We start from the raw sequence: 13,921 nt of genomic DNA on the forward strand, positions 1-13,921 counted from the left end.
TGCTTTCCTCCTCCGGTGTGCGCCCCGCGCCTCTACGCGCAAAGCGTCAGTACATGTCGTCGATCAACTGCTTGTACTTTGCCTCCACCAAACCGCGCTTCAGCTTCATGGTGGCCGTCAATTCCTCGTCCTCCGCCGTCAAAAGAACGTTGATCAGGCGGAAATCCTTGATCTGTTCGACTCGCGCGAAATCCCGGTTGACCTGCGCCACTTCGGCCGCGATCAGCTCCACCACCGGCTGTGCGGCACAGAGCGAGGTGAAGTCGCTGAACGGGATCTTGTGATCTTGCGCGAATTTCTCGACATTCTCCTGATCGATCATGATCAGACAGCTGAGATACTTTCGGCCGTCGCCGACAATGACCGCATCGGAAATGAAATGGCTGAATTTCAATCGGCTTTCAATTTCGGCGGGGGTTATATTCTTACCGCCTTGGGTAATAATGATATCTTTTATCCGGCCGGTGATTGTCAGCCGACCCTCGGCGTCCACTGCGCCGACATCCCCCGTCCGCAACCAGCCGTCCGTGGTGAAACTGGCGGCGGTTTTCTCGGAATTGCGCCAATAGCCTTTGAATGTGTTCAGGCCTCTGGTCTGGATTTCCCCGTCGCCGCCAATGCGAACCTCGACTCCCGGCACCGGCGGGCCGACGGTGCCAGGAGCGTTGTCATCGGGGGTGTTCAGGGTCGCAAGACCTGCGTTTTCGGTCATCCCGTAGCCCTCGACCAGCGGCACCCCGATGGCCCAGTACCAACGCAGCAGATCGGGCGAAATCGGCGCGGCACCGGTGCCGCCGCGCCGCATCCGGTCCATGCCCAGCATCCGGCGCAGGTTGCGCAGCACCAGCGCCTCCCAGATCCGGTAGCGCAGCGCCAGAAGCGGCGGCACCGGCCGCCCAGCGATCGCCAGATCCGCCCGGGCCAGACCGACCCGCAGCGCGGCCGCAAACGCCAGACGCCCCAGCCACGTGGCCTCCTGCGCCAGTACCAGCACCCGTGAATAGATTTTTTCCCAGACCCGCGGCACCGCAAAGAAATGATGCGGCGAAACCTCGCGCATATTGTCAAAGACCGTTTCCGGGCTTTCGGCGAAGTTGACGGTACTGGCGGCGGCCAGCGGAAAATAGACCGAGATATTGCGTTCCAGAATATGACAGAGCGGCAGAAAACACAGTTGCTCGTCACTGTGATAGAAGGCCAGCACCCGCGCGCCGGCCTCGCAGGCGGCCAGAATGTTTTCATGCGCCAGCATTGCGCCCTTCGGGTTGCCGGTGGTGCCCGAGGTATAGATCAGCAATGCCGTGTCTTCGGGGCGGGCTTCGATGATGGCGGCCTCGAATTGCTGGTCTGGCTGCGGGGTCGACTGGCCCAGCGCCAACAGGTCGTCCCAGAACAGACAGAGCGGATGATCCAGATCCCGCAGCCCGTCACGGTCCAGAACAATGACCCGCACAAGTCCCGGCACCTGATCCTGGATCTCCAGCACCTTGTCGAGCTGTTCGTCGTTCTCGACAATCAGAAACCGGCTGTCGCTGTCGTTGAGCAAATAGGCCAGCTGACGGGCGGAATCGGTGGTGTAGATGCCCGACACGATGCCCCCGACACATTGTATGCCCATATCGGCATAGAGCCATTCGCGCCGGTCCTCGGACAGAATGGAGACCACATCGCCCCGTTGCAGCCCCAGCGCCCGCAGCCCCAGCGCCATGTCGCGCGCGCCTTGCCAGTAGTCCGCCCAGCTATAAGCGGTCCAGATCCCGAGCGTTTTTTCCCGATGCGCCGTGCGGGACCCCAATTCCGAGCAACGCAGCTGAAACAGGCGCGGAAGCGTGTCGCATCCATCAATGAGGATGGGCCGCGTGCCGGGCGCTGCATTGAAGGACACGCCATGCAGGTCCACCTGGGGCGGGGTCAATGCGGGTTTGGCCTCCATGTTCATCACGCCTGTCCTTTCCTCTCGGCGCTGCCGTCAGCGCCAGGTTTTCTTGCGTTTCCAGCGTTTTTCTCCACGCTGGCCCACCTCCTGCTGTCCAAGGTAGAAGGCTTGAATATCCTCGCTGTTTTTCAGCCGGTCGGCGCTGCCGTTCATCACCACCCGGCCGATCTCCATCACATAGCCGGCATGGGCCAGATCCAGCGCCACGCGGGCATTCTGTTCGACCAGCACCATGGTCACGCCTTCGTCGGCATTGAGCCGCCGCAGGATGGCAAAGATTTCCTGCACCAGCAGCGGGGACAGGCCGAGCGAGGGTTCGTCCAGCAACATGATCCTGGGTCGCAACATCAGCCCGCGCCCGATGGCGAGCATCTGCTGCTGGCCGCCGGACAGGGTCCCGGCCTCCTGATGGCGGCGTTCGGCGAGGATGGGAAAATAGTCAAAGACCTTCTCGCGGTCCCGCGCGATCTCGGTCCGGTCGCGGCGGGTATAGGCCCCGAGGGTCAGGTTTTCATCAACCGTAAGCAGCGGAAAAACTTCGCGCCCCTCCGGCACATGCACGATACCGGCCTCCACCACCTTGTGGGGCTCCTGACCATGGATCGGGCGTCCCGCGAAATGGATTTCGCCCTTTTCCGGGTCCATCAGGCCCGAAATCGTCCTGAGCAGGGTGGATTTCCCGGCACCATTGGCGCCGAGCACCGTCACAATCTGGCCGGGCTCGACCGTCAGCGACACGCCGCGAATGGCCATGATAGGGCCGTAGAAGCTCTCCAGGTTGCGGATCTCCAGCAGCGGCTCCCCCATCAGACCGCCCCCGTGCCAAGGTAGGCTTCGATGACGCGCGGGTCCGACTGCACCTCGGCCGGCGTGCCCTCGGCAAGCCGGGCCCCATCGGCCAGCGCCAGGACCCGGTCGCAGACGCCAGAGACCAGCCCCATGTCATGCTCCACCATCAGGACGGTGATGCCCATCTGGCGGCGGATGTCATCAATCCACCAGCGCATGTCCTGGGTTTCCTCCACCGACAGGCCTGACGCCGGTTCATCCAGCAGCAACAGGCGCGGACCAGAGGCCAGCGCGCGGCCCAGCTCGACCACCTTGCGAATGCCGTAGGGCAACCCCGCGATGCGTTTGTCGCGATAGGCCTGCAGGTCGAGAAACTCGATCACCTCTTCCACCGCGTGGCGATGGCGGCGTTCCTCGGCGCGCACCCGTGGCGCGAAGAACAACTCTTCCAGCAGGGTGCTCTGCCGGTGCCGGTGGCGACCGACCAGCAGGTTCTGCAGCACCGTTGCCTGATCAAACAGTTCGATGTTCTGAAAGGTCCGCGCGATCCCGAGGTTGGCAACCTGATCCGGCCTGACCGTCAGCAGATCCTGCCCGTCAAAGCGAAATTGCCCGGCGAAAGGCGCATAAAACCGCGAGATCATGTTGAACACGGTCGATTTTCCGGCCCCGTTCGGGCCGACGATGGCATAGACCTCGCCCTCCTCGATGGCAAAACTCAGATCGTTCACCGCCACCACCCCGCCGAATTTCAATGTGGCGTTCCGGATTTCGAGCAGGCTCATCGCAGCCGCTCCGTCTTGAGGTAGCTCTTCTGGCGGCGGAACATGGCCTTGCGCGCGAAGGGGAACAGCTCGAACCAGGTGCGGATCTTCAGCCACCGGCCATAGATCCCCGTCGGTTCGAACAGGATAAAAAGGATCAGGATCAGCCCAAACACCCCGGTTTCCAATCCCGGAATGGCCACCCCGCTGCCGCCAAACAGGTCTGTGGTCATCGACAAGGCCTGCGGCAGGAAGGCGACAACAGCCGCGCCGAGGAACGCGCCATGGATCGACCCCAGCCCGCCGATGACGATCATCATCAACAGGGTGATGGAAATCACCAGGGAGAATGTCTCGTTGTTGAAGGTGCCCGCGTGATAGCCCATCAAGGCCCCGGCCCAGCCGGTGATCATGCAGGACAGGCCAAAGGCGATGGCCTTTGTGCGCGGGATATGAACGCCGAGGGCCGTCGCCGAGACTTCGCTATCGCGCACGGCAGCAAAGGCGCGGCCCATCGGCGCGCGCAACAGATTGCGGTAAAACAACGTGCTGATGACGGTCACGGCAAGCACCAGATAGTAAAACCGCCCCGGTTGGCTCCACCGTTCGATTTCAAATCCGAAAATCACGATCGGCTCCGGGAACTTGCCGCTGACGCCTCCGGTCCAGGGCTCCAGCAGCACGATCACGTCATCCGCCAGCACCGAAACCGCGATGGTCGCCATCGCCAGATAGATCCCGTGCAGCCGGATGGCCGGGATGGCGATCACCATGCCAAACAGCCCCGTCAGAACGCCCGCCAACGGGAACGCAATCACAAAGGGCAGGCCCTGCTCTATCAGGATGGTGTTGCTGTAGCAGCCCATCGCCAGAAAGGCCGCATGGCCAAGGCTGGCCTGGCCGCTCTGCCCGGTCAGCAACATCAGGCCCAGTCCGCCAATCGCCCAGATCAGAACATTGGTGATCTCGCCCAGAAAGAATTCGTCCAGCAGCACCGGCAGCAGCACCATCACCACCATCAGCGCGCCATAGACACAGGCCGTCCAGGCGTCCGGAAACAGGCGCATGTCGTGGTCATAGCTGGTCTTGAACTGAATGCGCATGGCTCAGACCTTTTTCATGCGGGTCTGGGAAATCAGCCCATGCGGTCGGAACACCAGCACCGCAAGAAGCAGCGCATAGGGCGCGATCTGGGAATAGCCCGCCGCCAGATACCGCGCGGCGAAGGGTTCGATCACCCCGACGATCAGCCCGCCGACAAGCGCACCGGGGAGCGATCCGAACCCACCAATGACCGCCGCGGCAAATGCCTTGATCCCGAGCAGCCCGGCATTCGGGTCCATCGCGCCCTTGGACGCAAAGAGAATACCGGCAACGGCAGCGGTCGCCCCGGAGATCCCCCAGATCAGCCCCTGAACCCGCTTGACCGGGATGCCCATCACATAGGCGGCCATCTGGTTCTGGCTCGCCGCCTGCATCGCCAAGCCCAGTCTGGTGCGCTGAAAGAACTGGTACAGCGTGATCGTCAAAAGGACCGTCACCACGATCACCGCCAGATCCACAACGCTCAGCACCACGCCGCCAAGGGAGATATCCCCTTGCGACAGCGGGCTTTGCAATGTCTGCGGCTCATGCCCCCAGATGGCTCCGGCCACAAACCGGATCACAAAGCCCAGGGCGATGGTCAGAATGACCACGGCGATCTGGCTCTGGCCAAAAAGACGGCGCAGCACCAGAAGGTCCAGCAGATAGCCCAACACCGCCATCACCAGGATCGACAGAGGGGCCGCCAGCCAAAACGGCAGCGCCATGTATTCCGCGTTTGTCAGACCAAGGGCAACAAATGCGCCCAGCATCATGAAATCGCCCTGGGCGAAATTCACCGCCTCGGTCGCCTTGTAGATAAGCACAAATCCAAGCGCGATCAGGCCGTAGACACAGCCATTCGCAAGCCCACTGACAAGAAGCTGCAATTGGTCCAAATTGTCCTCCCCACCGCTATGCGCGGCCACCGAACGTCTGTGCGACGACGGCAACACCAGGGCGCAACTTGGCCTCCTCGCCTCGGCCTCTCCAAACCGATCACGTCCCGTGTTCCTCTCACTCTAGTGGCGGAAAATTTGCGCTGTCAATCGGTTCCAATCTGCGGAATTGCCCGTTTATCGGGATTTTTGACGTAAATCTTCAACCTTGACATGTTTCACGGTTATTCCAGCGCGAAAAACCAGCGAGGTGCGGTGACTTTGGCTTGCGCCCCCAGCAGCATCCGCTTATGCGAACGCCGCGCGTGGTCAGCCCGCGCCGCGCGTTTCCTGCGCCGGCATGGGCTACTCCTCCTACGTGGTGCAATTGCACCCCACGCGTCCTGCCCTGTGCGGGGATTGCCCGCCTGGTTGGGGGCGCATCAGTGTTGTTTTTCAACGCTCCGTCGGCTTTCTCGCCTGGGCCTCCTCCCTCGCAGATGGCAACCTGGCGCGTCAAAGCGTTGGGTCTTGGCGGGACTGGTCTGGCGTGGCTCCTCCCGCCTCTGCCTGTTTTGCCAGTCGGGCGCTCCCCGCAGGGTCACACAACTGTCGCAGTGCGGCGATAGAGGGGGGCCAGTTCTATTCAAAACCCAACGAGCCCTAAACATGCTGCTGTCCCCCTTCGCCGCGCCCGGTCGGTTTTTCCGTGGCAACCTGCACACCCATTCGGACCGGACCGATGGCGCCCTGCCGCCGCAAGAGGTCTGCCGCAGGTACAAGGCCGAAGGGTATGACTTCATATCCCTGACCGATCATTTCATCGGCCTCTGGGACTACCCCATCGTCGATACAGCCCCCTACCGTGACGCGGATTTCACCACCCTTCTGGGGATTGAAATGCATTCCGGCGCGCAGGAAAATGGCGAGTTGTGGCATCTTCTCGCGGTGGGGATCCCGGCGGATTTCGCGCCGTCGCATTCGCCGGGATTCCAGCCCGTGCCCGGTCAGGAAAGCGCGCCAGAGCTTGCGGCGCGGGCGCGCGACGCTGGCGCCTTTGTGGCAATTGCGCATCCGCATTGGTCCGGTCTGACCATGGCGGATGCCCGCAGCATCACAGCCGCCCATGCGGTCGAAACCTACAACCATGGCGCCCATAGCCTCAGCGACCGGGGCACCGGCATGCCGATGCTGGAACTTTTGCTGTCCGAGGGGCGCGCGCTGACCCTGATCGCCACCGATGACGCCCACTTCAAAGGCCCGGACGCCTTTGGCGGCTGGGTGATGGTAAAGGCTGAGGAAAACAGCCCCGAGCCTCTGCTGGCAGCGCTAAAATCCGGCCAGTTCTATTCGTCGCAGGGACCACAGATTGACGGGATCTGGTTCGAAGGTGACCGGGTCCGCGTTGCCTGCTCTGCGGCTTCGATCATCTGTGTGCAGGCGGCGGGCAACGCAGCGGAAATGGTGTATGGCGAGGCCATGACCACCGCCACCATAGAGCTGGGGCGGCTGGCACAAAGCCCATGGTTGCGGGTCACGGTCACCGACCGCGCCGGCAAACGCGCCTGGTCCAACCCGTTCTGGCCGGGAAAGCTCTGACGCGCTAAAGGGGGGCCTCGCCGTCGCCCGACAGATCCCGCAGGATCGGGCAATCCGGACGATTGTCGCCTGCGCAGCAGGTGATCAGCTCGCTCAGGGTTTCCCGCATCGCCTGCAGGTCGGCGATTTTCGCCTCGATCTTGGTCAGATGGGTCAGCGCCAGTTGCTTGACGTCCGCACTGGCGCGGCTGTCGTCTTCGTAGAGGCCGAGCAACATGCGGCAATCCTCGATGGAGAACCCCAAAGCCCGCGCCCGGCCCAGAAAGGCCAGCTTGTGCAGATCCCGCTCTTCAAAACACCGATAGCCATTGGCGCTGCGGCCGGGGCGGATCAGACCGATATCCTCGTAGTAGCGGATTGTCTTGGCTGGCAGGCCCGACCTGGTCGCAACATCTCCGATATTCATCATCCATCGCCTCTCTGACTTGCCTGTGGCGGCTCCCACAACATGGGCAAAACACAGGGAAATCTCAAGTCGCTGAACGCAAACTTGACCGGCGGATGCGCGCCGCCCCGACGCCAGCGCGCGGCCATGGGTCGGTTTCGAACGCCTCAGCGCTGCGGGTGCCGTGTTAGAAGCCGAAAGAACGCCGCACCGGGCGACAGTTTTTGCGCCGTCCGCGGCAGTTGCGCCGGGCCGACAGACTGATGTAGGTCTTAGCGAACAACCGCAGTGTGGCGCCGACCCGCAGCGGACCATGCGATCGGCTGCGCCACAAACGGGCCCGGCCCTCCGCCCCACCGGCGGGACACACAGGACTGAAACGTCTGAGAAGAAGGACAAACCGATGATCAAAACCCGCGCCGCCGTTGCCATGGCCCCTGGCAAGCCTTTGGAAATCATGGACGTGAACCTTGACGGCCCCAAAGCGGGAGAGGTCCTGGTCGAGATCAAGGCCACCGGCCTGTGTCACACGGACGAGTTCACCCGCTCCGGCGATGATCCCGAAGGCATCTTTCCCGCGATCCTCGGCCACGAGGGTGCTGGCGTGGTGATCGAAGTGGGCGAAGGCGTCAAAAGCCTGAAACCCGGCGACCATGTGATCCCGCTCTACACCCCCGAATGTCGCGAATGCGATTACTGCCTGAACCCCAAGACAAACCTGTGCCAGGCGATCCGCGCCACCCAGGGCCAGGGTCTGCTGCCCGACGGCACCACCCGCTTCTCGCTGGAGGACGGCACGCCGATCCACCATTACATGGGCTGCTCCACCTTCGCCAACCACACTGTGGTGCCGGAAATCGCCCTGGCGAAAATCCGGCAGGACGCGCCGTTCGACAAGGTCTGCTATATCGGCTGCGGTGTCACCACCGGCATCGGGGCGGTGATCAACACGGCCAAGGTCGAAATCGGATCGACCGCGATTGTCTTTGGCCTTGGTGGCATTGGCCTCAACGTGATCCAGGGGCTGCGGCTCGCGGGGGCGGACCAGATTGTCGGCGTTGACCTCAACCCCGGCAAGGTGGAGATGGCCGAGAAATTCGGCATGACGGATTTTGTGAACCCCTCGGAGGTGACCGGCGATCTGGTGGCGCATCTGGTCGAACTGACCGGCGGCGGCGCAGATTATACCTTTGACGCGACCGGCAACGTCAACGTCATGCGCACCGCGCTTGAGGCGGCCCACAAGGGCTGGGGCGAGAGCATCATCATCGGCGTTGCCCCCGCCGGTGCCGAAATCTCCACCCGTCCCTTCCAGCTGGTCACCGGCCGGTCCTGGCGCGGCACTGCATTCGGTGGCGCCTCCGGGCGCACCGATGTGCCGAAAATCGTCGACTGGTATATGGACGGCAAGATCGAGATCGACCCGATGATCACGCACAAGCTGACCCTTGATCAGATCAACGAAGGGTTCGAGCTGATGCATGCCGGAAAATCAATCCGCGCCGTCGTCGAATTCTGACGCCCCTTCGCGGGACAGCGTCGCGAAATGAACCAGACCGCAGGCCTCCATCAGGGCCTGCGTTTTTCGTCGCTCCCTGGCCTTCCTGCCTTGCCCTGCGGACGAGGCAACCAAAGGCCGGACCGTCAGCCCGCCAATGACGCCTCGACCGCCGCAAGTTTCACGTCATATCCCCATAGCCGGCGCAGATGGCGCAGAACCTCGTCGCGTTCATCTTCGGCCAGATATACATTGTCGCGCACCGTATGGGTGAGCTTCAGGGTTCGGTCCCCTTTCAGGTCAGCGTCCGTCACCTGAATGTCCGGCTCGATATAGGCAAGGTCGTATTGCCGCGCGAGATCCCGGCGGATCGCCTTGTAGCCAGCCCGATTGTGGATCTGACTGATGACCAACTGCGGATGGGTCTCGTTATCGGTGAGCGTAAAAAGCTTGAACTTCCGGATCAGATGCGGCGACAGGAATTGCTGGATGAAACTCTCGTCACGGTAATTGGCCCAGGCGTTGCGCAGCACCCCGCGCCAGTCGGGATCACCGGCAATGGCCGGGAACCACTCGCGGTCCTCGTCGGTCGGGTTTTCACAGATCCGCTGGATGTCCTGCATCATGGCAAACCCCAGCGCATAGGGATTGATCCCGGAATACCGCGGATCGTCGTATTCGGGCTGCATCACCACATTTGTATGGCTATGCATCATCTCCATAAAGGCGCCTTGGCTAATCAGCCCCTGATCATGCAGGGCATTGATGATGTGATAATGCACGAAGGTCGCGCAGCCTTCGTTCATCACCTTGGTCTGTTTCTGCGGATAAAGATACTGCGCCAGCATCCGCACGATCCGCAGGATTTCCCGTTGCCAGGGTTCAAGAACGGGGCTGTGTTTCTCAAGGAAATACAGGATGTTTTCCTGCGGCATATTCATCTTTTTACGTCGCCCGGCATGGCCGGTTTCCGCCTCCGTCATCTCGGCATCGCGCGACAGGCCAAGGGTCGCATCGGTCCAGATATCGAGCGCGCTTTGCCCGGTTTCATAGGCCTCGCGCAGCTGCTGCATCGCCTTGCGTTCCTCGATCGTCGGCTTTGGCGGGCGGCCGTACCGGAACACCCCCTGCGCCTGCAGGGCGTGGGCCGCGTCCAGGATCTCCTCGACCGCATCAACGCCATAGCGCTCCTCGCAGGCGGCGATGTAGTTCTTGGCAAAGGCCAGATAGTCGTGAATGCCCTCGGCATCGGTCCATTGCTGGAACAGATAGTTGTTCTTGAAGAAATGGTTATGCCCAAAGGCCGCATGCGCCATCACCAGGGTCTGCATCGCCATGGTGTTTTCTTCCATGTTGTAGCTGATGCAGGGGTTGGAGTTGATCACGATCTCATAGGCCAAGCCCTGTCGCCCGGTGCGATACAGGGCCTCGTCGCGGGCGAAATGTTTGCCAAAGGACCAGTGCTGATACATCAGTGGCAGCCCGACGCAGGAATAGGCATCCAGCATCTGCTCGGCCGAGATGATCTCGATCTGGTTGGGATAAACGTCTAGCCCGAGGTCGCCCAGCGCGATTTTCTCGATCGCGTCGCGGGCCTTTTCCAACAACTCAAAGGTCCATTCCGACCCGGTAAAAAGCGGTGCGGCCGTGGGATGCGCAGTTTGCATGGGTCAGCCTTTCACCTTGGGCAGGAAGAATTCCCGGAAGATCGGGTAGATATGGCTGGGTTGCGACACGCGCTGCATCTCGAAATGGGCTGCTGCCGCCTTGACCTGGCGATAGTTCTGCCACAGATCCTCGCCCACTTCGGCGTTATCCAGCAACATCTGCGCGGCCTCCTCGACAATTTCAACATAGGCGTAGAACTGGCAGACCGGCAGCAGCTCTTCGGTCAGCAACTTTCGGCAGCGCACGGAGTCATTGCCAAAGTTTTCCCCGTCCGACGCCTGGGCGCCATAGATGTTCCATTCATCCGACGGATACCGGTCGTCGATGATTTCCTTCATCTTTTCCAGTGCGGTGGAGACGATGGTACCGCCCGTTTCGCGCGCATAGAAAAACGTCTCCTCATCGACTTCCTGCGCGTAGTGGGTGTGGCGGACAAAGACCAGTTCGGTATGTTCATAGCAGCGCGTCAGGAACAGATGCAGCAGCAGGAAGAACCGTTTCGCCAGATCCTTTTCCCGTTCCTGCATGGAGCCGGAAACATCCATCAGGCAAAACACCACAGCGCGCGAATTGCGGATCTTTTCGGGCACATAGGTATCGAACCGCAAATCCAGCGGATCAATATAGCCGACCACCCGGCGCTTGCGAATGATCCCTTCCAGCTTTGTCTTTAGCACCACCAACAGATCATCCTGGCTGGGCGAGCGGGCCTCCAGGCCCTCCAGCTCCTCGATCTGGTCTTCCAGTTCGCGCTGCGACTTCGTACTCGGGCGCTGCAACGCGATGCGCCGCCCCAGCGAATTGCGCATGGTGCGCACAAGGTTCAGGTTGTTGGGAGTGCCAGCGGTGGTCAGCCCGGCCCGCCGGGTGCCAATGGTTTCCGTCTCCACGGTGGCCTTTTCCACCAGATCCGGCAGTTCGAGCCCGTCAAACAGGATCTCCAGATATTCATCCCGCGTCAGGGTGAAGGAAAACTCGTCATCTCCGTCGCCATCTTCGGACGCCTCTCGCCCGCCCTCGCCCGCGCCGCCTCTGGGCCGGTCGACGGTGTCGCCAACGACAAAATCCTTGTTGCCCGGCAGAACATACCGGCGATTGCCGCCCGGCCCGTGATAGAGACGTGGCTCTTTCAGCCCTTTGGCGGGAATGGTGATTTCCTCACCATTCTCCGGCACGCTCTCGCCCTTGCCGATGGATTTTTCCCGGATTGAGCGGTCGACCCGTTCCTTGATATTCTCGCGCGCCCGGCGGAGGAACCGTTGCCGGTTCCCCAAACTTTTGCCCTTTGGATTTGCGCGCCTGTCGATGAAGTGGTGCATCAAGACACCTCCCGCCTGTTAGCCCGCCTTGTTCACCCGCATGTACCATTCGACAAGGCGTCGGACTTGCCTGTCGGTGTAGCCATGTTCGCGCATCCGCTCGACGAACTCCTGATGTTTGCCCTCGGTCTGGCTGTCCTTCTTGGACCCGAAAGAGATCACCGGCAGCAGTTCCTCAACCTGGCTGAACATGTGTTTTTCGATCACATCGCGCAGTTTTTCATAGGAGTTCCAGGCCGGGTTCACCCCGGTGTTTGCCCGGTGCCGCAGGGCAAATTTGACCACTTCGTTGCGGAAATCCTTCGGGTTGGCGATGCCGACGGGTTTTTCGATCTTCGACAGTTCCGCATCAAGCACCTCGCGATCATAGAGCTGACCGGTATCAGGGTCCTTATAGTCCTGCTCTTCGATCCAGGCATCGGCATAGGCGATATAGCGGTCAAAGACGTTCTGGCCGTATTCTGTATAGCTCTCCAGATAGGCTTTCTGGATCTCGTTGCCGATGAACTCCTCATAGCGCGGCGCCAGATCGGTCTTGATGAAGGCAAGGTATTTCTGTTCCGTCTCCTGCGGGAACTGCTCTCGCTTGATCATCTGTTCCAGCACATACATCAGATGCACCGGATCCGCCCCGACCTCCTTGGTGTCGTAGTTGAACACCGAAGACAGCACCTTGAAGGCAAAGCGGGTGGAAATCCCGTTCATTCCCTCATCGACGCCGGCGCGGTCCTGGTATTCCTGCACCGTCTTGGCCTTGGGGTCGGTGTCCTTCAGGCTTTCGCCATCATAGACCCGCATCTTGGAATAGAGGTTTGAATTTTCGTGCGGCTTCAGCCGGGTCAGCACGGAGAACCGGCTGAGGATCTTGAGCGTTTCCGGCGCACAGGGCGCGCTGCGCAGCTCCGAATGTTCCAGCAGCTTCTCGTAGATCTTCGCCTCTTCGGTGACCCGCAGGCAATAGGGCACCTTCACGATCGACACCCGGTCGATAAAGGCCTCGTTGTTCTTGTTGTTCTTGAAGGTCTGCCATTCGCTCTCGTTTGAATGCGCCAGGATCAGACCGTTGAAGGGGATCGCGCCAAAGCTTTCGGTCCCCATGTAGTTGCCTTCCTGGGTTGCCGTCAGCAACGGATGCAACATCTTGATCGGGGCCTTGAACATCTCAACGAATTCCAGCACGCCCTGCGTTGCCCGGTTCAGACCACCGGAAAAGCTGTAGGCGTCGGGATTGTCCTGGCTGAAATGTTCGAGTTGACGGATGTCAACTTTGCCGACGAGGGTCGAAATGTCCTGATTGTTCTCGTCCCCCGGTTCCACCTTGGCAACGCAGATCCGGCGCAGGCGCGAGGGATGCAGCCGCACCACCGAAAACTTGTTGATATTGCCCTCGAACTCATCCAGCCGCTGCACCGCCCAGGGCGACATCAGCCCGGGCAAACGATGGGTGGCGATGCCGTATTCCTCCTGCATGAGCGGCCCCATGCGGACGGGATCGAACAACCCGAGCGGGCTCTCGAAAATTGGCGAGATCTGATCGCCGGCCTTCAGCACATAGATCGGCTCATCCTCGACGATCCGCTTCAGCCGCTCCGCAAGTGAGGATTTACCGCCCCCGACCGGGCCGAGCAGGTAGAGGATCTGTTTGCGTTCCTCCAGCCCCTGGGCCGCATGCCGGAAATAGCCCACGATCCGCTCGACCGTGTCCTCCATGCCGTAAAAATCCTTGAAGGCGGAATAGCGTTTGATCGTCCGGTTCTGGAAGATCGGTCCCAGCCGGGCGTCCCGCGATGTGTCGACCAATTCTTCCTGTCCAATGGCCTTCAGCATCCGTTCCGCCACATTGGCGTACATGCTGGGATCATCGCGACAGGCCATGAGATAGTCCTGCAAAGACATTTCCTGCTCGCGCGTCTGGCCATAGGCCTCTGCAAAAAGCTCTGCAACTTTGTTCATCGGGGTCTCGCCTCCTGGTTAACGTCGTTACCCGTCCTCCTGGGCTCCT

At 61.1% G+C, this 13,921-nt stretch carries 11 protein-coding genes; 2 read left to right on the plus strand and 9 right to left on the minus strand.

The annotated features are described in order from the left end of the window. Positions 1 to 46: 46 nt before the first annotated feature. The 5 genes from TRIHO_RS08305 to TRIHO_RS08325 are packed head-to-tail and all read right to left on the minus strand — an operon-like array spanning position 47 to position 5,471. Positions 47 to 1,939, minus strand: a complete 1,893-nt coding sequence (locus TRIHO_RS08305) for an AMP-dependent synthetase/ligase (protein WP_068241951.1) — start codon at positions 1,937 to 1,939, stop codon at positions 47 to 49. A 30-nt stretch (positions 1,940 to 1,969) separates the two neighbouring features. Next, the gene (locus tag TRIHO_RS08310) at positions 1,970 to 2,743 is read right to left on the minus strand and encodes an ABC transporter ATP-binding protein (RefSeq protein ID WP_068241953.1); all 774 of its coding nucleotides are present in this window, start codon (positions 2,741 to 2,743) and stop codon (positions 1,970 to 1,972) included. Then, positions 2,743 to 3,510: an ABC transporter ATP-binding protein gene (locus TRIHO_RS08315; protein ID WP_068241955.1), complete on the minus strand. Its 768-nt coding sequence runs from the start codon at positions 3,508 to 3,510 to the stop codon at positions 2,743 to 2,745. The genes TRIHO_RS08310 and TRIHO_RS08315 overlap by 1 nt, the downstream gene beginning before the upstream one ends. Next, complete coding sequence (locus tag TRIHO_RS08320; RefSeq protein WP_068241959.1) at positions 3,507 to 4,592, minus strand: branched-chain amino acid ABC transporter permease; 1,086 nt, start codon at positions 4,590 to 4,592, stop codon at positions 3,507 to 3,509. The genes TRIHO_RS08315 and TRIHO_RS08320 overlap by 4 nt, the downstream gene beginning before the upstream one ends. 3 nt (positions 4,593 to 4,595) lie before the next feature. Then, a complete protein-coding gene (locus TRIHO_RS08325) occupies positions 4,596 to 5,471 on the minus strand; it encodes a branched-chain amino acid ABC transporter permease (protein ID WP_068241960.1) in 876 nt (291 codons plus the stop codon). A 648-nt stretch (positions 5,472 to 6,119) separates the two neighbouring features. Here TRIHO_RS08325 and TRIHO_RS08330 point away from each other — a divergent pair. Then, positions 6,120 to 7,049: a CehA/McbA family metallohydrolase gene (locus TRIHO_RS08330; RefSeq protein WP_068241961.1), complete on the plus strand. Its 930-nt coding sequence runs from the start codon at positions 6,120 to 6,122 to the stop codon at positions 7,047 to 7,049. A gap of 4 nt (positions 7,050 to 7,053) precedes the next feature. On the opposite strand, the gene cueR is transcribed toward TRIHO_RS08330, so the two are convergent. Continuing rightward, complete coding sequence (cueR, locus tag TRIHO_RS08335) at positions 7,054 to 7,455, minus strand: Cu(I)-responsive transcriptional regulator (RefSeq protein ID WP_068241962.1); 402 nt, start codon at positions 7,453 to 7,455, stop codon at positions 7,054 to 7,056. 382 nt (positions 7,456 to 7,837) lie between these two features. Between cueR and TRIHO_RS08340 the strand changes: the two genes are divergently transcribed. After that, positions 7,838 to 8,953: an S-(hydroxymethyl)glutathione dehydrogenase/class III alcohol dehydrogenase gene (locus TRIHO_RS08340; protein WP_269745354.1), complete on the plus strand. Its 1,116-nt coding sequence runs from the start codon at positions 7,838 to 7,840 to the stop codon at positions 8,951 to 8,953. A 125-nt stretch (positions 8,954 to 9,078) separates the two neighbouring features. On the opposite strand, the gene TRIHO_RS08345 is transcribed toward TRIHO_RS08340, so the two are convergent. From TRIHO_RS08345 to TRIHO_RS08355, 3 genes are read right to left on the minus strand one after another with little or no spacing between them, the layout of a single operon-like run. After that, the gene (locus TRIHO_RS08345) at positions 9,079 to 10,599 is read right to left on the minus strand and encodes a SpoVR family protein (RefSeq protein ID WP_068241963.1); all 1,521 of its coding nucleotides are present in this window, start codon (positions 10,597 to 10,599) and stop codon (positions 9,079 to 9,081) included. Positions 10,600 to 10,602: 3 nt separating this feature from the next. Further along, on the minus strand, positions 10,603 to 11,919 hold the full coding sequence (locus TRIHO_RS08350) for a YeaH/YhbH family protein (protein ID WP_068241964.1): 1,317 nt from the start codon (positions 11,917 to 11,919) through the stop codon (positions 10,603 to 10,605). 18 nt (positions 11,920 to 11,937) lie between these two features. Next, positions 11,938 to 13,872, minus strand: coding sequence for a PrkA family serine protein kinase (locus tag TRIHO_RS08355; RefSeq protein WP_068241965.1), 1,935 nt, complete (start codon positions 13,870 to 13,872; stop codon positions 11,938 to 11,940). Positions 13,873 to 13,921: the final 49 nt, after the last annotated feature.

The organism is Tritonibacter horizontis (assembly GCF_001518015.1).
GTDB lineage: Bacteria > Pseudomonadota > Alphaproteobacteria > Rhodobacterales > Rhodobacteraceae > Epibacterium > Epibacterium horizontis.